14 protein-coding genes are annotated in these 18,731 nt (G+C 66.9%); 9 read left to right on the forward strand and 5 right to left on the reverse strand.

Annotated elements, in window-relative coordinates; translation table 11 throughout:
- Positions 1–146: 146 nt before the first annotated feature.
- Together BO996_RS10925 and BO996_RS10930 are read left to right on the forward strand one after the other, a co-directional pair.
- Positions 147–1,064, forward strand: coding sequence for a LysR substrate-binding domain-containing protein (locus BO996_RS10925; protein ID WP_052155357.1), 918 nt, complete (start codon positions 147–149; stop codon positions 1,062–1,064).
- Between the two features lie 191 nt (positions 1,065–1,255).
- Positions 1,256–3,001, forward strand: a complete 1,746-nt coding sequence (locus BO996_RS10930) for a methyl-accepting chemotaxis protein (RefSeq protein WP_071954734.1) — start codon at positions 1,256–1,258, stop codon at positions 2,999–3,001.
- Between the two features lie 54 nt (positions 3,002–3,055).
- Here BO996_RS10930 and BO996_RS10935 read toward each other — a convergent pair whose 3' ends face one another.
- A complete protein-coding gene (locus tag BO996_RS10935) occupies positions 3,056–6,439 on the reverse strand; it encodes a mechanosensitive ion channel domain-containing protein (protein ID WP_071954735.1) in 3,384 nt (1,127 codons plus the stop codon).
- Positions 6,440–6,811: 372 nt separating this feature from the next.
- On the opposite strand from BO996_RS10935, the gene BO996_RS10940 reads away from it, so the two are divergent.
- Genes BO996_RS10940 through BO996_RS10950 form a run of 3 tightly spaced genes read left to right on the forward strand, consistent with a single transcriptional unit; the run spans position 6,812 to position 11,674 of the window.
- Positions 6,812–8,734, forward strand: a complete 1,923-nt coding sequence (locus BO996_RS10940) for a PrkA family serine protein kinase (protein ID WP_012204247.1) — start codon at positions 6,812–6,814, stop codon at positions 8,732–8,734.
- A gap of 46 nt (positions 8,735–8,780) precedes the next feature.
- Positions 8,781–10,049 carry a YeaH/YhbH family protein gene (locus BO996_RS10945; protein WP_012204248.1) on the forward strand — a complete coding sequence of 423 codons (1,269 nt, stop codon included), beginning with the start codon at positions 8,781–8,783 and terminating at the stop codon, positions 10,047–10,049.
- Entirely contained in the window at positions 10,046–11,674 is a 1,629-nt protein-coding gene (locus tag BO996_RS10950; RefSeq protein WP_013803510.1) for a SpoVR family protein, read from the forward strand. The genes BO996_RS10945 and BO996_RS10950 overlap by 4 nt, the downstream gene beginning before the upstream one ends.
- 12 nt (positions 11,675–11,686) lie before the next feature.
- Here the strand turns inward: BO996_RS10950 and BO996_RS10955 are convergent, their stop codons facing one another.
- Positions 11,687–11,995, reverse strand: a complete 309-nt coding sequence (locus BO996_RS10955; protein ID WP_012204250.1) for a hypothetical protein — start codon at positions 11,993–11,995, stop codon at positions 11,687–11,689.
- A 61-nt stretch (positions 11,996–12,056) separates the two neighbouring features.
- The gene (locus tag BO996_RS10960) at positions 12,057–13,388 is read right to left on the reverse strand and encodes an ammonium transporter (protein WP_071954736.1); all 1,332 of its coding nucleotides are present in this window, start codon (positions 13,386–13,388) and stop codon (positions 12,057–12,059) included.
- Positions 13,389–13,617: 229 nt separating this feature from the next.
- Between BO996_RS10960 and blaOXA the strand changes: the two genes are divergently transcribed.
- Positions 13,618–14,418, forward strand: coding sequence for a class D beta-lactamase (blaOXA, locus tag BO996_RS10965; protein WP_071954737.1), 801 nt, complete (start codon positions 13,618–13,620; stop codon positions 14,416–14,418).
- A gap of 54 nt (positions 14,419–14,472) precedes the next feature.
- Here blaOXA and BO996_RS10970 read toward each other — a convergent pair whose 3' ends face one another.
- Positions 14,473–15,213 (reverse strand): SOS response-associated peptidase, encoded by a 741-nt coding sequence (locus BO996_RS10970; protein ID WP_013803506.1) that lies wholly within the window; start codon positions 15,211–15,213, stop codon positions 14,473–14,475.
- Positions 15,214–15,417: 204 nt separating this feature from the next.
- On the opposite strand from BO996_RS10970, the gene BO996_RS10975 reads away from it, so the two are divergent.
- Entirely contained in the window at positions 15,418–15,753 is a 336-nt protein-coding gene (locus tag BO996_RS10975; protein ID WP_232240513.1) for a hypothetical protein, read from the forward strand.
- 39 nt (positions 15,754–15,792) lie between these two features.
- Here BO996_RS10975 and BO996_RS10980 read toward each other — a convergent pair whose 3' ends face one another.
- Complete coding sequence (locus tag BO996_RS10980) at positions 15,793–16,596, reverse strand: PhzF family phenazine biosynthesis protein (RefSeq protein WP_071954739.1); 804 nt, start codon at positions 16,594–16,596, stop codon at positions 15,793–15,795.
- Positions 16,597–16,814: 218 nt separating this feature from the next.
- On the opposite strand from BO996_RS10980, the gene BO996_RS10985 reads away from it, so the two are divergent.
- Both BO996_RS10985 and BO996_RS10990 read left to right on the forward strand, forming a co-directional pair.
- Positions 16,815–17,414, forward strand: a complete 600-nt coding sequence (locus BO996_RS10985) for a TetR/AcrR family transcriptional regulator (RefSeq protein WP_012204257.1) — start codon at positions 16,815–16,817, stop codon at positions 17,412–17,414.
- Positions 17,415–17,492: 78 nt separating this feature from the next.
- A complete protein-coding gene (locus tag BO996_RS10990; protein WP_071954740.1) occupies positions 17,493–18,683 on the forward strand; it encodes an NAD(P)/FAD-dependent oxidoreductase in 1,191 nt (396 codons plus the stop codon).
- The last annotated feature ends 48 nt before the right edge of the window (positions 18,684–18,731 follow it).

The raw sequence follows: 18,731 nt of genomic DNA on the forward strand, positions 1-18,731 counted from the left end.
AACATATAGCAGGGATCGGGGGTGGAACGGCATGGGGCTTGGGTAGCGGAGTGGCGGTAAGCACAATGTAGGCAGCACCTCGCAGCGCATGGCTGAGGAATTCAGAACCGGCCTTCGTGCAAATCGAACCCCTCTTCGGACCTGACATGGAATTGCGCCAGCTCAGATACCTGATTGCCGTGATCGATGCCCAGAGCATCACCCGCGCCTGTGATGTGCTGCACGTGGTGCCATCCGCCGTGAGCCACCAGCTCAAGCTGCTGGAGCAGGAACTGCAAAGCACGCTGCTGGTGCGTGGCGCGCTGGGCGTGCAGCCCACGGCCACGGGCCGGCTGCTGTACGGCCAGGCACAGGCCATCCTGCGGCAGGTGGCCGATGCGCGGGCCTGCGTTCAGGTCGAGGAATCGCAGGTGGCCGGTTCTGTATCGGTGGCCATTGCGGGCAGCATCGCCCAGGTGCTGGCCGTTCCCCTGCTGGCCGCCTGCCGTGAGCGCTGGCCGGCCGTCATCCTGTCCATCCACGAAGGGCTGAGCGGCCATCTGGTGGAGGGCGTGCACAGTGGCCGCTTCGACATGGGCGTGCTCTATGCCTCGGAGGCCACGGCCAAGCTGGAGACGCGGCCCGTGGTACGCGAGCCTTTCTTCTTCGGCTGCGCCCGCGCCCTGGCGCCCGAGGCGGATGGCAAGCCCATGTCGCTGCAGGATCTGGCACGGCATCCACTGCTGCTGCCCAGCCTGCCCAATGCCACGCGCGGTGCGCTGGACCGGGCCTTTGCGGCGCTGGACACCGGCTACCAGGTGGCAGGCGAGGTGAACTCCACTGCCACCCAGATCGGTGCGGTGCGCGCAGGGCTGGGCGCCAGTGTGCTGCCGTGGATCAGCCTGCGCATGCTGCGGCCACGGCGCTCCACGGTGATCCGCCCCCTCGACGTCGAGCACCTCTACCGCGACGTGCTCACGGCCACGAAGCCGCAGGCCGTCCGCAGCCGGGCCAGCGCCATGGTGCTGGCGCAGCTGGAGCACCTGCTGCGGGATATCTACGCGCCCCTGGCTTCCCATCGCTGACTGCAGACCGCTGGCAGCCCGATGCCTGCATGTCGGCAAGGCGCTGTCCTACTGGATGTGCAGGGTTTGGGAAGGCGACACGACTGATTCAAATTGTCAAATTTGTTCCTGAATGTGTTTCTTCCGTGCCAGCAGTCTGGCCGGTTTGCGTAGGTGGTTCGAGGGAGAGCGACGTGGGTTTTCTGAGGCGTATGAAGTTGGGAACCATGCTGGGCATGGGTTTTTTCGCTGTGATCGTGGTTTGCGTATGCGTGGCGGCCTTCGGCTGGATGAAGTTGCGTGACCAGGGCGAGCAGCTGCGCGTGCTGGCCGAGGACCGCATGGGCAATCTGGCCCGGCTGCAATCGCTCAAGGACAACGCCAATGTGTCGGCGCGGGTGGTGCGCAATCTGGCGCTGATCACCGACCCGGCGCAGATGGCCGAGGAGAGCCGCCGGCTGGATGAGGTGGTTGCCAGGAACGGCCTGGTCATGAAGGAGTTGGACCAGCGCCTGCAGACCGAGCAGGCGCGCCGGCTCTTTGCCGACATACGGCAGGCGCGCCAGCCTTTCGTGGAGACCATGCGCCAGGCCGGTGACCTGGGCCTGGCCAACCAGGGCGATGCCGCCAGGGATCTGATCATGGGGCGCCTGCGCTCCTTGCAGACGACCTATTTCGATGCGGTCGAGGCGCTGGTCGATTACCAGAAGGCACAGACGCAGGCCACCGTGGACGGCTCGCTGCGCCGCGTGGCCGAAGACGGCGTGGCCATGCTGGTGCTGACGCTGCTGGCCGCCGCGCTGGGCGGTCTGGTGGCCTGGATGATCACCAGGACGGTCAGGCAGCAACTGGGCGGCGAGCCCTCCTATGCCGCCGGGGTGGCACGCCAGATCGCGCAGGGCGATTTGTCCGTGCAAGTGCAATTGGCGCCCGGCGACACCTCCAGCCTGCTGCGCGCCATGGAGGACATGCGGGCCGGCCTGGCGCGCGTGGTCGCCGATGTGCGGCAAAGCAGCGAATCCATTGCGACCGGCGCCAGCCAGATTGCCTCGGGCAATGCGGACCTGAGCCAGCGCACGGAAGAGCAGGCCAGCAACCTGGAGCAGACCGCCGCCTCCATGGAGGAGATGAACGCCACCGTCAAGCTCAATGCCGATACGGTGCGTACCGCCACCCAGCTGGCCGCTTCGTCGAGCCAGGCCGCCACCGGCGGCGGCAAGATCGTGGACCGCGTTGTGGCCACCATGGAGCAGATCACCGCGAGTTCCCGGAAGATCGAGGACATCATCGGCGTGATCGACTCCATTGCCTTCCAGACCAACATCCTGGCGCTCAATGCCGCCGTGGAGGCGGCGCGGGCCGGCGAGCAGGGGCGAGGCTTTGCGGTGGTGGCATCCGAAGTGCGCAGCCTGGCCCAGCGCAGCGCGGGGGCAGCCAAGGAGATCAAGGCCCTGATAGGCGAGAGCGTGTCCAAGGTGGACGAGGGCTCGGGCCTGGTGAGCGAGACGGGCTCCGCGATGAAGGACATCGTCCAGCAGGCTCAGCGCGTTGCCGACCTGATCGGCGAAATAGGCGCGGCCACGGCCGAGCAGGCCGACGGTGTGGCGCAGGTGGGCGATGCCGTCGTACAGCTTGACCAGGTCACGCAGCAGAATGCGGCCCTGGTCGAGGAATCGGCGGCGGCTGCCGCAAGCTTGAACGCGCAGGCTGCCAGGCTGGTCGATCTGGTCAGTCTGTTCAAGCTGGATGGGGTGTCCTCGTCCGTGTCCCTGCCCGCGTCCTCACCGGCCCAGGCGCCAGCGCCGGCCCAGGCGCCAGCGCCGGCCGCCGCAGGCAGCAAGGGCGGCCATCGGACGATGGCGTCCGCAGCGGCACCCAGGGTTGCTGCAGCGCCTGCCAAGGTCACCCCGCTGCGCAATGCGGGCGAGCGTGTGGACGAGAACTGGGAAGTGTTCTGACCGCGAGCGGGGCAATGCCGCGCTGTGCGCGTGGAACCGGGGAACTTGCCGGCCTCATGCCGTCGGATGGGGTGGGGTCTGCCCCGGTGCTTGCCCCGGTGCCTGCGCCGGTGCATGGGCCGGCATGTTGCGCACATGCAGGTCCAGCTGCGGGAAGGCCACGGCAATGCCAGCGTCCTTGAGCCGGTCGTTGACGCGGCGGTTGAGGTCGTGGCGCACGGGCAGGCGGTCTTCGACCTTGCCCACGTAGGCGCGCAGCTCGAAGCGCTGGCCGTTGCCTTCCAGCGCCATGAACCAGCAGTTGGGCTCGGGTTCGCGCAGCACCTGGGGGTGTTCCCTGGCAATCGCCAGCAGCATGTCGCGCACTCGCTCGGGGTCATTGCCGTGGGCCACGGGCACGTCGATCACCAGGCGGGTCACGTCGTCGCTCAAGGTCCAGTTCGTCACCTGGCCGGTGATGAAGGTCTTGTTGGGGATGACGATTTCCTTGTTGTCGAAGTCCAGCACCGTGGTGGCCCGCGTGCGGATGCGCGTTACGGTGCCGGTGAGGGTGTCGATGGTGATGACATCGCCCACGCGGAAGGGCCGCTCCACCAGCAGGATCAGGCCGGAGACGAAGTTGGCGAAGATCTCCTGCAGGCCAAAGCCCAGGCCCACGGTGAGCGCCGCCACCATCCACTGCAGCTGTCCCCAGCGCAGGCCCAGCAGCGTGAAGGCGCTGACCGTGCCCGCGATGGTGATGGCGTAGCGCGCCAGCGTGGCCAGGGTGTAGCGCGCGGAGCTGCTGATGCGGTTGGAGGCCGACAGCGTCACTTCCAGCAGGCCCGGCAGGTTGCGCGCAAAGCTGAAGGTGAGCAGCAGGATCATCACGCCCAGCAGCGCGTCCATCAGGCTCACGGGGGCGGCATGCGCGATGCCGTCGGCGCCGGTGTTGGTGGTGTACCAGAGCACCACGCCTTCCGAGCGCAGCAGCGCAGGCAGCACGGGCAGCCAGGCGTAGACCAGGGTCAGCACGACCAGCACCTGCTGCAGCAGGCCCAGCAGCCTGTGCGCCTGGGCGCCCACGGTGACCAGGGCCATCTGGGTGGCTTCGTCGGTGGGGGCCTTGCCGGTATCGACCCCCGAGCCGCTCTGGGCCAGCCTGGCGGCTTCGCGCAGCCGGTTCAGCGCCAGGCGCCGCTCGCCCAGCAGCAGCCAGCGCCGCAGCAGGTTGACCACGACCTCGACCGCGCCCAGGAACACAAAGCTGGCCATCAGGGCCTGGATGAATTCAGTGGCCGTGTAGACATAGCCGAGCACGATGCCCACGGCCAGCGCGCTGAGCATGAGCATCAGCACCACGCTGACGATCTGGCCCCAGTGGATGCCGGGCCGCTTTTGCTGCATGACACGGCGAAAGTACAGCCAGGCCATCCAGGCCAGTCCCAGCGACAGCATGAGGATGGAGATGCGCCCCCAGGTGCTGATGGCGTGGTTGTCATGGCTGTAGAAGGCCAGGCCGCCCAGCAGTTCGGCGGGCACGATCAGCCAGGCGGCGCGGCGCACCATCTGGCGCAGCATCTGCACGCGGGCGGCCGGCCAGCCGAAGTGGGCCAGTGCCAGCCCGCCCGGGCAGAACAGGGCGTTGAGCAAGGTGGCCACGAAGATGAAATCGCTGAGCTGGACCAGGGTGGCGCCCAGCGGCTCCAGCGCCGTGCCCACGGTTTCGGGGCCTTGCAGCAGGCTGCCCAGCGCCGCGGCCGCAAAGCTCCAGGGCAGGGTGTAGAGCAGGCTCCAGCCCAGCGCGAGCAGGCTCAGCCCGAAGTTGTCGCGCATGAAGTCGCCCACGCGCACGGCGATGGACTGCAGCTGGCGCAGCGCATAGCGGCGCAGGCCCAGCAGCAGGGCCACGATCAGGCCGACGGCGCCAAAGGCCCAGGGATCGTTCCAGATGCTGGCGGCCAGGGCGCGCGCGGTTTTCCAGGGGGAGCTGCTGCCTTCGATGTCCTGCTCCAGCGCCTGCCACTCGCTGAGCCAGGTACGGTCCATGGGGCGGTGGCTGGGGAACCACAGCAGCTCCTTGTCCAGCACCTGGCGCAGTTCGTTGCCGCTGCGCAGGGCGGCGCGCAGGGCTTCATCGGTCTGCTCCAGCACGGCAATGCGGCGCAGCAAAACGGGCTGCAATTGATCGGTGAGCGCCACCTGCCGGGCCAGCAGGGCGGTCTGCTGTGCCGAGGTGGAGGCATTGATGGCCGTGGTGACGCTGGCGGCAGGTTCAGGTGCCGCCACGCCGCCTGCATCCGCAGCGTCGGCCGGGGCCTGTGCCGCCGTGTCCGCGCCGGGGTTCTGGCGCCATTTGCTGGAGTTGAACAGCATCAGCCGCAGCTCGGCCAGCTGGCGCTGCACGGCGCGGTGCCTGGACTGCAAGGTGTTGCCGGAGGACAGCTCCACGCGCTGCTGCCACAGCCACTGGCCCACGGCCGCGCTGCCACCGCCCAGCCGCAGGCGTGCCTGGGTGTCGCGCAGCGTGGCGCTCAATTGGTCGCGGACATATTCGTCATTGGCCAGGGTCTTGCGCTCCTGCGCCAGTTCATTGGAGTTCTTGAGGATCTGCGCGGCCAGCGCCGCATTGCGCTGGGCCAGGTCGCGTATGGCGGGATCGGCGGCGGAAGCGTGCTGGGCGGCCAGCTCCATCTCCTGCACCTGCTGCTCCAGTTGCTGGCGGCTGCGCTCGGCAATGCGCTGGGTCAGCCAGGCGGCGCGCGGCATGCGCTCGAGCAGCTCGCGGCGCTGGGCCTGCAGCTGGGCGGCCAGCAGGCGCTGGCGGGCTTCGATGGTGGACTGCTCTTCCTGGCGCAGCGCCAGCTCCAGCAGGGCGCGGCGGTGCTCTGCGCTGCGCCGTGCCTGGCGGGCCTGGGTGAGGTCGGGGGCTTCGCCGGGCTCGGCGGTCACGGGCTCGGCGTTTTCCTGCGCGCGTTGCTGGAGGATGGACAGATCGATGCGTCCCGGGCCGGGCTGCGAGACCAGGTTGGCCTGGTCGGCCGCGGATTTTTCGATGCCCACCTTGAGTGCGGCGATGGCATCGCGTTCATCGGCCAGCAGGCGTTCCAGCACTTCCTGGCTGGCGTTGGCGGGAACGCGTTCCTTCCAGCGATCGAACAGGCTGCCCAGCTGCTCGTCGCTCAGCGGCGCGGGCAGGGCAGGCACGGGCGTGCGTGCCCTGGCGCGCAGGCGGTCCAGTTCCTGCGCCAGCGCATCGGCTTCCTTTGTCGCCGATGCGGCGGCATCCAGTTGGGCCTGAATGGCGTTGCTTCGTTCCTTGTCGGACGCGGAGCCACCGCCCAGCGTGCCCTGCAAGGCACCCAAAGGGCCTGCTGCCGGTGCGGCCTTGGCCAGGCCCGGTGCCAGCAGGGCGAGCAGCAGGCCGAGCACCAGGCACATGGCCCACAGCAGGTGCATCGGCGTCACGGCAGCCAGTTTGCGCGATGGGCGACCGGCGGCAAGTAGGGGGTTGTCGGCAGGAGACATCGGTTCTGAATTCGGGCCTGTGCCGCTGTGTGAGTGCGGACTATCATTTGTCAAAAGTGGGAGCGTCAGGCGCTGTATTCACGGGCCTTGCTGCAGGCCCGGCTGGCTCAAGCCCCTGTCCCGGCGCCGCAAAAAGCGGGGTAGTCCAGGAACCTGACATTGTGACCTCGCGCGCAATGCAGACATGTGGGACGTATGAGCTATTCAAAGCCGATGCAAGGTGCTACAACAGTTCCACACGGTAGCGAATGCCTTGCAACTTCGCGGCACTGTTCGCCCTCGGGTGCCGCCGGGAGAGGTCGTATGGATGTCATCAGCAACTCGGCTGCACGTTACGTTCGCCTTCGCGAAGAAGAGATGTCGCTGGACGAATTTCTCGCCCTGTGCCAGCGCGATCCCATGGCTTACGAAGGTGCTGCCCAGCGCATGCTGGCAGCCATCGGCGAACCTGAAATGGTGGACACGCGCAATGATCCACGCCAGTCGCGGCTGTTTGCCAACAAGGTCATCCGGCGCTATCCGGCCTTCGCCGAGTTCTACGGCATGGAAGACTCCATCGAGCAGGTGGTGAGCTTCTTCCGCCATGCGGCCCAGGGCCTGGAAGAGCGCAAGCAGATCCTCTATCTGCTGGGTCCCGTGGGCGGTGGCAAGAGCTCCATCGCCGAGCGCCTCAAATACCTGATGCAGAAGGTGCCGTTCTACGCGCTCAAGGGCTCGCCCGTGAACGAGTCGCCGCTGGGCCTGTTCGACCCCGTGGAGGACGGGCCGCTGCTGGAGGAGCAGTTCGGCATTCCCCGGCGCTGCCTCAACCATGTGTTGTCGCCCTGGGCCGTCAAGCGCCTGGAGGAGCTGGGCGGCGATATCCGCCAGTTCCGCGTGGTCAAGCGCTATCCCAGCATCTCCAGGCAGGTGGGCATTGCCAAGACCGAGCCCGGCGACGAGAACAACCAGGACATCTCCAGCCTGGTGGGCAAGGTGGACATCCGCAAGCTGGAGAACTTTGCCCAGGACGACACCGACGCCTACAGCTACTCGGGCGGCCTGTGCCTGGCCAACCAGGGCCTGCTGGAGTTCGTGGAAATGTTCAAGGCGCCCATCAAGGTGCTGCACCCGCTGCTGACGGCCACGCAGGAGAGCAACTACAAGGGAACGGAAGGCTTTGGCGCCATTCCCTTCGACGGCATGGTGCTGGCCCACAGCAACGAGAGCGAGTGGAAGGCCTTCCGCAACAACCGCAACAACGAGGCCTTCCTGGACCGCGTCTACATCGTCAAGGTGCCGTACTGCCTGCGTGTTTCCGAGGAGGTGCGCATCTACGAGAAGCTGATCCGCGAGTCGTCCCTGGCCAGCGCCGTGTGCGCGCCCGGCACGCTCAAGATGATGGCCCAGTTCGCCGTGCTCACGCGGCTGAAGGAGCCCGAGAACTCCAGCATCTTCAGCAAGATGCAGGTCTATGACGGCGAGAGCCTCAAGGACACGGACCCGCGCGCCAAGAGCTTCCAGGAGTACCGCGACTATGCGGGCGTGGACGAGGGCATGTCGGGCATCTCCACGCGCTTCGCGTTCAAGATCCTGTCCAAGGTCTTCAACTACGACAGCACCGAAGTGGCGGCCAACCCGGTGCACCTGATGTATGTGCTGGAGCAGCAGATCGAGCGCGAGCAGTTCCCTGCCGAGCTGGAGACCAAGTACACCAGCTACATCAAGGAGTACCTGTCGCCGCACTATGCCGAGTTCATCGGCAAGGAAATCCAGACCGCCTATCTGGAGAGCTACAGCGAGTACGGCCAGAACATCTTCGACCGCTACGTCACCTATGCCGACTACTGGATACAGGACAGCGAATACCGCGACAACGATACCGGCGAGGCCTTCGACCGCAACGCGCTCAATGCCGAGATGGAGAAGGTCGAGAAGCCCGCGGGCATTGCCAATGCCAAGGACTTCCGCAACGAGATCGTCAACTTCGTGCTGCGCGCGCGGGCCAACAACCAGGGCAAGAACCCCAGCTGGACCAGCTACGAGAAGCTGCGCGTGGTGATAGAGAAGAAGATGTTCTCCAATACCGAGGAGCTGCTGCCCGTGATCAGCTTCAACGCCAAGGCCAGTGCCGAGGACGCGCGCAAGCACGAGGACTTCGTCACCCGGATGGAGGCCAAGGGCTATACGTCCAAGCAGGTGCGCCTGCTGTGCGAGTGGTACCTGCGCGTTCGCAAGAGCAACTGACGGGTGGGTGCGCCGCCCTTCGGCGCGCCCGGGCTGGGGGGAACAGATGGCATTGCAAATCATCGATCGCAGGCTGGCCGGCAAGAACAAGTCGGTGGGCAACCGCGAGCGCTTCGTGCGCCGCTACAAGGCGCAGATCGCCGAGGCGGTGCGCCGCGCGGTGGACAAGCGCGGCATCCGCCACATGGAGGAGTCCGAGAGCGTCTCCATCCCGCGCAAGGACATCCGCGAGCCCGTGTTCCACCACGGGCAGGGCGGCGTCCATGACACGGTGCACCCGGGCAACACCGAGCATGTGCGCGGCGACCGCATTGCCCGGCCGCAGGGCGGCGCAGGCGGTGGCGGCTCCCAGGCCAGCGACAGCGGCGAGGGCGAGGACGACTTCACCTTCACCCTGACCAAGGAAGAGTTCATGGAACTGTTCTTTGAAGACCTGGCCCTGCCGCGGCTGCTGCGCACCCACATCGGCAACACCATGCAGTACAAGACGCGCCGCGCCGGCTACAGCCACGACGGCACGCCGCACAACCTGGCCCTGCTGCGCACCATGCGCGGCGCCCTGGGCCGGCGCATTGCGCTGACCAAGGCGCCGCACCGCGAACTCAAGGCACTGGAGGAGCAGCTGCAAGCGCTGCTGGCGCAGGACGATGGCACCAGCGAGGCGGCGGCCGAGCTGCAGCAGCGCATCGATGCGCTGAAGCTGCGCATGGGCACGGTGGCCTTTCTCGACCCCATCGACCTGCGGTTTCGCAACCGCACGCGCGTGCCTGCGCCCATCAGCCAGGCCGTGATGTTCTGCGTGATGGATGTGTCCGGCTCCATGGACCAGGACCGCAAGGACCTGGCCAAGCGCTTCTTCATCCTGCTGTACCTGTTCCTGACGCGGCACTACGAGAAGATCGACATCGTCTTCATCCGCCACCACACGCAGGCGGCCGAGGTCAGCGAGGACGAGTTCTTCCACTCCCAGGAAAGCGGCGGCACGGTGGTCAGCAGTGCGCTGGTGCTGCTGGACCAGATCATCCGCGCGCGCTATCCGTCCGGGGACTGGAACATCTACGTGGCCCAGGCCAGCGATGGCGACAACTTCGGCGACGACGGCTCCAACTGCCGCAACCTGCTGGTCGAGAAAATCCTGCCGCTGGTGCGCTACTTCGCCTATGTGCAGGTGGTGCAGGAAGAGCAGAGCCTGTGGCAGGAGTACAGCCAGGTGCTGCCGCTGTTCTCGCATTTCGCCATGCGCAAGGTGTCGGACGCCAGCGAGATCTATCCCGTGTTCCGCGACCTGTTCAAGAAAGAGGGGGTATCGGTATGAACCTCTCTCACTATCCCGTGCTGGCGCCCCGCCATGCCACGCCGCAGTGGAAATCCCATCTGGCCAGCGACCGGGCCCAGCGCATCGTGCCCTCCGCGCCGCTGCCGGCGGGGGCGCGGCCGGCCGAGCCTCTGCCCGATCCCAGCGACTGGACCTTCGAGCTCATCGAGCGCTATCACGCAGCGATTGCGGCCGCCGCCGAACGCTACGGCCTGGACACCTATCCCAACCAGCTGGAAGTGATCTCGGCCGAGCAGATGATGGACGCCTACGCCAGCGTGGGCATGCCCGTGGGCTACCGCCACTGGAGCTATGGCAAGGAATACATGGCGACGGAGCGGCGCTACCGGCGCGGCCACATGGGCCTGGCCTACGAGATCGTCATCAACTCCAATCCCTGCATCAGCTATCTGATGGAGGAGAACACCACCGCCATGCAGGCCCTGGTGATCGCCCATGCGGCGTACGGCCACAACAGCTTCTTCAAGAACAACTACCTGTTCGGCATGTGGACGGATGCGGGCAGCATCATCGACTACCTGGTCTATGCGCGCGACTTCATCTCCCAGTGCGAGGAGCGCCATGGCCTGACGACGGTGGAGCAATGGCTGGACTCCTGCCACGCGCTGTCCAACCTGGGCGTGGACCGTTACCGCCGCCCCTCCAAGAAAAGCCTGGCGCGCGAGCGGGCCGAGCGCGAGCAGCGCGAGGCCTATGCCCAGCAGCAGGTCAACGAGCTGTGGCGCACCCTGCCGGCGCGCCCCGGCAAGGACAGCGCGGCGCAGCACAGCGAGCGCTTTCCCAAGGAGCCCGAGGAAAACCTGCTGTACTTCATCGAGAAGAACGCCCCGCTGCTGGAGCCCTGGCAGCGCGAGATCGTGCGCATCGTGCGCAAGATCGCCCAGTACTTCTATCCGCAGCGCCAGACCCAGGTGATGAACGAGGGCTGGGCCACGTTCTGGCACTACACCCTGCTCAACACCCTGTACGACGAAGGCTGGCTGACCGACGGCGTGATGATCGAATGGCTGTCCTCCCACACCAACGTGATCTACCAGCCCCCGGCTGGCCACCGTGCCTACAGCGGCATCAATCCCTATGCGCTGGGCTTTGCCATGTACCGCGACATCCGCCGCATCTGCCAGGACCCGACCGAGGAAGACCGCCGCTGGTTCCCCGACCTGGCCGGCACGCCCTGGCTGCCGGCGCTGCACCATGCCATGCAGAACTTCAAGGACGAGAGCTTTGTCGGCCAGTACCTGAGCCCGCAGCTGATGCGCGACATGCGCCTGTTCTCCATCCATGACGATGCCAGCGAGCGCGAACTGCTGGTCAGCGCCATCCACGACGACGACGGCTACCGCACCCTGCGCCAGACCCTGTCGCAGCAGTACGACCTGGGCGCGCGCGAGCCCAATATCCAGGTCTGGAACGTGAACCTGCGCGGCGACCGCTGCCTGACCCTGCGCCACACGCGCTACCAGGGCCGGCCCCTGTCCGACGATGCGCTGGAAGTGCTCAAGCACGCAGCGCGCCTGTGGGGCTTTGGCGTGCAGATGGAAAGCGTCAACGGCGATGGCGACGCGCCCGTGCTGCTGCACTCCGTGCCCGCGCCACCGGCCTGATCAGGCAAGACGCTAGCGCAGCGTGCCCACGTACTTGCGGTTTTCCGCGCGCTGGCGCATCAGCTCGCCGGCTCGCTGCATGAGCGGCGAGCGCTCGGCGGGCCCGGCCAGCGCGGCATTCCAGGCCGCTTCGAAGCGATGGGTCCAGTCCACCAGTTCGGGCGTGCTGCGCGTCCCTTCCTGCTCCCGGGCGAAGCGGATGATTTCGGCGGCGTACTCGGCATTGGCCGCCAGCCATTCGGTATCGGTCACGCGGCCGCAGCTTCTGCGCAGCAGCACATGCAGGTGCGCGGCGATGGCCAGGAGTTCGCTTTCGGGCATGTAGGGGCACTCCTTCGGTTTGACGATCATCGGGCGCCGGGCCGCTTTGCGGCTCGGCCGTTCATCCACTCAGGCGCTCGCGGTGCAGCGCCAGGTCCAGGCCCTGCAGCTCGCTTTCCTCGTCCACGCGCAGGCCGATCAGCATGTCCAGCAGCCACAGCAGCACGGCCGTGGCCACCAGCGTGAACAAGGCCACGGCCAGCACGCTCACGGCCTGGGTGAGCACGCTGCCCTGTACGCCGCCGATCTGGGGGCTGGCAAACACGCCTGTCAGCAGCGATCCCACGATGCCGCCCACACCATGCACGCCAAACACATCCAGCGAATCGTCCGCGCCCAGCAGCCGCTTGAGGCCCGTGGCGCCCCAGTAGCAGGCGACACCGGCGATCAGGCCGATGCACAGCGCCGACAGCGGTGTCACGAAACCCGCTGCCGGCGTGATCGCCACCAGGCCGCCGACCAGCCCCGAGCACAGCCCCAGCAGCGTGGCCTTGCCTCGCACCACATACTCGGCCAGCGACCAGGCCAGCGCGCCCGCGCTGGCGGCAATGTGGGTGACGGCCAGCGCCAGCGCCGCGCGGCTGTCCCCGGCCAGCGATGAGCCTGCGTTGAAGCCGAACCAGCCCATCCACAGCAGGGCTGCGCCCATCATGGTCAGGGCCAGGTTGTAGGGCTCGAAGGGCTCGTGCCCATAGCCGCGGCGCGGCCGCAGGAACCAGGCGCAGACCAGGCCGGCCACGCCCGCGTTCACATGCACCACGGTGCCTCCGGCAAAGTCCAGCGCGCCCATGCGCGCCAGCCAGCCCCCGGGCTCCCACACCCAGTGCGCCACCGGCGCATACACCAGCAGGCTCCACAGCCCCACGAAGATCAGCATGGCACCGAAGCGCATGCGCTCCACCCAGGCGCCCACCAGCAAGGCGGCGGTGATCACGGCAAAGGCCAGCTGGAACATGGCGTAGGCTGCTTCAGGCACATGCGGCGCCAGGTGGCTCACGGCCACCAGGCCCTTGGCGGCGTTGAAATCCAGCCCCGCGAACCAGGCGCGCGAATCACCGCCTATCCACGCATTGCCGGGCGTGAACGCCAGCGAGTAGCCGAGTGCAAACCACAGAATGCTCACCAGGCAGGCAATCGCCACCACGCTGGCCATGGTGTTGAGCACGTTCTTGCGGCGCACCATGCCCGCATAGAACAGCGCAATGCCGGGCAGCGTCATCAGCAGCACCAGCACCGTGGCCGTCATCAGCCAGACCGTGTCCACGGCGCTGATGGATTCCACCGCCACCAGCGACGGCCGCGTGATCGCCTGCTCGGCCGCCTGCGCCGCACCAAGGACCGCGACCCATCCTCCCGCCACCAATGTTCTCAATGCCCGTGCGCACCTGTGCATGCAATGACTCCCTTGTTTGTTGTGGTCATGGGGCCGTCTGCCGTTGCCGCCATGGCTGCATTGGCCGGCCTGCAGCGGCCTTGCACAAGTCGTGCCAGCGCACACGGGGCCCTTGGGGCCCGCGCGATGCAGCCGGAACACCAAAACGGGAAAACCGCGAGTCAAAACAGGGCAGCCGGGCGGGCGGTGCACCATCGCCGTGCGGTGGTGCAGCTCTTAAACTGCCTGCATGAATCGAAGAAATCTGATGTGCGCCGCGTTGCTCGCCTGTCTGTCACAGGCGGCGCTGGCGGCTGCCGAACTGCAGGACAAGCCCGAATGGGACCGCTTCTTTGCCGATGCCAAGGTCGATGGCAGCATCGTCGTGGTCGATGCCAGAGGCCAGGCCGAAGCCGTCTACGTCCACAACCGTGACCGCGCGGCGCGGCGCTACTCGCCCGCTTCCACCTTCAAGATCCCGCACAGCCTGTTCGCGCTGGACGCCGGGCTGCTGCGCGATGAATTCCAGCGCATTCCCTGGGATGGCGTGAAGCGCCAGTTGCCGGCCTGGAATGCCGATCAGGACCTGCGCTCGGCCATGCGCAACTCCACCGTCTGGGTGTACGAAGGCTTTGCCAGGGAGCTTGGCAGCGCGCGTGAGGCTGCCTACATGCGCAAGATCGACTACGGCAATGCGCTGGCCACGGGCGAGGCGCCTTTCTGGGTGGAAGGCGACCTGGCCATCTCGGCGCTGGAGCAGGTGGCCTTCCTGCAGCGGCTGTACCGCAATCGGCTGCCATTGCCGGTGGAGCACCAGCGGCTGGTGAAGGACGTGATGATCAACGAGGCCGGCCCGGACTGGATACTGCGCGCCAAAACCGGCTGGACGGGCCGTATCGGCTGGTGGGTGGGCTGGGTGGAATGGCCGGCCGGTCCCGTGTTCTTCGCCATGAACATGGACACGCCCCACCGGCTGGCCGACCTGCCCAAGCGCCAGGGCATCACGCGCGACATCCTGCGCACCATCAACGCGTTGCCCAAGGCGCCGTAGCGCGCGGGACAAGGGCCATGCGCGAGCCCGTCAGCCCGTCAGCCCGTCAGCCCATCAGCCCATCAGGCCTGGAGGCCGCTTGTCGGCCTTGCGCTCCACCGGATTGGCGGTGAGCCAGTTGGACGGGTACTGGCGCATGAACTCGCGGGCCTTTTCCACGCGCGCGTTGAGCCAGGCGTCGTAGGCGCCTTCGTTGAGAATCGCCGGCATGCGCTTTTCCGCGCCGGGCTGCTGGTAGCGGTGCAGCAGCGCATGGCTGTTGGCGTTGACCGTGAGCAGGGCGTAGCTCAGCAGCACCTCGCCGTCCGGGCCCGTCCACTGCGCCCACACGCCGGCCACGCCCATGGGCTTGCCGTCGATGCGCGAGATGCGCGTGGGCAGGGCCTTGCCGTTGCGGTAGTCATCCTCGAAAAAGGCGGCCATGGGCACGATGCAGCGCTGGCCATTGAGCCAGGCATCGCGGAAGGCCTGGGCCGTGGACACCGTTTCGGAGCGCGCATTCACCAGCTTGAGCGCGCGCAGCCGGCCGTCGGAGGCCGACTTCACCCAGTGCGGCACCAGGCCCCATTGGGCGGCAACCAGCTCGCGTGCGGGAGTGGTGGGTGCTGCCGGCGGTGTGTCGGGAGCTGCAGGTTCTGCCTGCTCAGCGGCTGCCTCTGCAGCCACGGCGACGCTGCGGATGAAAAAGCCGGACTTGCGCGGCGTCATGTTGCGCTCGCTGGCCGCGGGCGCTTCCACGTCGAAGGCGTCGCGGTAGGCGTCGGCTTGCGACAGGGATTCGTAGTGGGTACTCATGCGCGGATGGTACCTGCGTGTCTCGGGGGTATCGGCAAGGCGAGAGACTATTCCCTGCGCATTGCGAGCCCGGCGCCGCCGCCGGGTCGATACACTGCCGCGGATTCCATGGCCTCTGGAAAGGAAGCGTGAATGCGGATATGGGTACTGGGCCTTGCAGGCCTGTTGAGCGGCTGCGCAATCTCTGCAGGCATGTGCGATGCCATGGGCCCCAGCACAACCGCGTCGCTGGTCCTGCCCCAAGGCGCCTCGGCCGAGCAGGCCTTTGCCTGCCTTGACGAAGCCATGGCCGGCAACGAGGGCGCCTACAACCTTGGCAACGGCCATTCCGTCCGCGACACCCGGGCGGGCGTGCTGGAGACGGCCGACTACGGCGCGCCCAACGTGGCGGGCTTTCGGCTGAGGGCCGAGGTGTCCAGGAGCAAGCCTGCCACTCTGGATCTGTCACTGCGCGGGGCTGGCGCCTATTGCGCCGACCTGGGCGTGGACAGGGAAATGGCCCGCCTGATCGATGGCGCCGGCCGCTGCCTTCGGCGCTGATGTGCCTTCCGCGTCGGCTCCATCGGGACGGGCCCGGAGTCAGACGGTGATCGTCCCGGTCAGGTAACGCGCGCAGTGGCCAGCCACCTCGACGCTGGCATCGGTCAATTCGCAAAACAGCGTGCCCGTGCGGCGCGAGGCCTGGTGGCCGATCAGACGGTTCTTGCCCAGCCTGCCGGCCCAGTAAGGCGCAAGCGCCGCATGGATGGAGCCCGTGACGGGATCTTCCTCGCCGCCATTGGCGGGCCAGAAATAGCGGCTGACGAAGTCATACGAGGCGCCCGCATCCGCAGGCGCCGTCACCACCACGTCCAGCGGGCCCAGCGATTTGAGGCGTTCCAGATCCGGCTTGACGGCGAGCACATCGGCCTCGGCGGCGTAGACCGCCACGTAGGCCTGCTGGTTCACAAGATAGGCCTTGGGTGCGGGCGTCAGGCCTTCGCGCAGCGCGGCCGGCACCTCATCCAGCGGCTTGGCATCGCGGCGCGGGAAGGTCATGACGATGCGTCCGCCATCCTCCTGCGTGGCGGTGACCTTGCCCACGGCAGCGGCCCAGAACGTGATGCTGCGCAGCGCCGGGTCGGCCTCGAACAGCACGAAGGCGCTTGCCAGCGTGGCATGGCCGCAGAACGCGATCTCCGTGAGCGGGGAGAACCAGCGGATCTCGAAGGCGGCGCGCTCGGCACTCCAGACCAGGAACGAGGTTTCCGAGAGATTGTTCTCTGCGGCAATGGCCTGCAGCGTGGAATCGGCAAGCCATGCATCCAGGGGAATGACGGCGGCCTGATTGCCCTTGAATCGTTCCGATGTGAATGCGTCGATGACGTGGATGGGGAGTTGCATTTGCAAAAAGCCTTTGGGTCGGATTCGTGTGCAGCCCGTCATTGTTGTCTCTGTCTCCAATGGCTGCGCGCGGATTCTACGGTCCCGCAGGGCAATGGCCGGGAATGGGCGAGGCATTGCGGCTGATGCACTGGGTACCGTCTTTTCTGGAAAACCCTGGTGTAGTTTGCAAGTGCTTGTGAAAAATAGAATGAAGATTCGTTCTACTATCGGTTCTCATGCAAGACGAGGCCTGGACCTTCTTCCCGCACGCGGGATCGCGCCATGTGCAGACGCTGCGCGTGGCGCTCAGGCTGTTCGTGGAGCGGGGCTTCTTCAATACCTCGATACAGGACCTGTGCGCCGAGGCCGGCGTGTCCATCGGTTTCTTCTACAACCACTTTGCCGACAAGGAAGGCATTGCGCGCGAGCTGTACCGGCATTTGCTGGCGCGCATGAATGTGCTGCTCGACGATATCGAGGAGCGGCACGCGGGCAGCGCCCAGCGCTGCCGCGAGGTGCTGCGCATGCTGTTCGGGCTGGCCGAGGCCGAGCCCGAGGCCATGGGCTTCGTGGTCAATGCGCGCCACCGCGAGTTTCTGCCCGACGAGCAGGCCATCTGCTCGGCCTCGGCCTTCGTGCGCATGCGCGGCTTCGTGTTCGCCGGCATGACCGATGGCGAGATCCGCCAGATGGAGCCCATGGTGGCGGCCAGCCTGATGTACGGCAGCGCGATCCGCATGATCTGCCTGCGGCTGGACGGCATCATCGACACGCCCATAGAGCCCCTGTTCGACGCGCTCTGGGACGGGGTGTGGCGATCGCTCAAGCCTGACTGAGCGGCGCATTTTCCGGCGCTGGCGCCGTGCGGCGCCAGCGGTTGTTCCACTGAGGCGAAAGCACAAGGAGTAGCAGGGATGGCGCATCACATATTGATCATCGGCGGTGGCATTGGCGGCACCATGACCGCCAACCACCTGGTCAGCAAGCTGTATCCGGAGGTGGTCACAGGCAAGGTGCGCATCACCATGCTGTCGAACTCGCCCTGGCATTACTACAAGCCGGCCTTCATGTACGTGGCCTTCAATGCCTTCTTCCGCGACGAACTGCGGCGCAGGCAGCGCGGCCTGCTGCGGCCCGAGATCGACTTCCAGGTGGAAGAGGTCGAGCGCTTCGACTTCGCGCTGCAGGCCGTGCACTGCAAGAGCGGCAAGCGCTTCGGCTACGACCATCTGGTGATCTCCACGGGCTGCGTGCCCTCGCCCGAGCGCATCGAAGGCCTGGCCGAGGCCGGCGACCACTTCTACCAGCACGCGCCCGCGCGGCAGCTGGCCGACAAGCTGGCGCGCATAGAAAGGGGCCGCATCTTCGTCACCGTCACCTTTCCCAAGACGCCCAATGTGCCGCACCAGTGCGGCATCGCGCCCATAGAGACCACGCTGATGCTGGACGACCTGCTGCGCCGGCGCGGCGTGCGCGACAAGGTGGAGATCGTCTACACCTATCCCACGGTCTCGCAGCTGCTGCGCAACTGCCTGTTCCTGCAGAAGGACACCTGCGAGATCCTGCCCACGGTGTTCGAGCAGCGCGGCATTCGCCACCAGCGCGGCTTCACGCTGGCGCGCGTGGACCCCGAGGCCCGGGTGGCCCACTCGGAAGAGGGGCAGGCCGAGGACTTCGACATCCTCATGGCCACGCCGCCCATACGCGCCGTGCAGGCCGTGCGCGACTGCGGCCTGTCGCAGGCGCAGGACGGCGAGGGCTGGCTGCCCACCGACCACGAGACCATGCAGGTGCTGGGCCAGAGCCATGTCTATGTGCTGGGCGATACGGTGGACCTGCCGGTGAGCAAGGCCGGCGGCGCCTGCCACAACCAGTCGCCCGTGGTGGTGAACAACATCGCCTCGCAGATCCGCTTCGGCCGCACCAGCGATGCCTACGACGGGCGCGTGGTGGCCATCGCCCAGATGGGCCTGGACGGCGGCATGCCGCTTTGGTACGACTACCAGGTCGACGTCAAGCCCACGCCGCCGACCAAGGTCGGCTCGATGATGCGCAAGGGCTTCAACCGCGGCATGTACTGGGCCGTGGCCCGCGCCCTGGTCTGAGGCCAGGGCCTTTGCATTGTCATTCCAAGCACGAAGACAAGGAGCACC

It is taken from the genome of Delftia sp. HK171, from assembly GCF_001886655.1.
GTDB classification, from domain to species: Bacteria; Pseudomonadota; Gammaproteobacteria; order Burkholderiales; family Burkholderiaceae_C; genus Comamonas; species Comamonas acidovorans.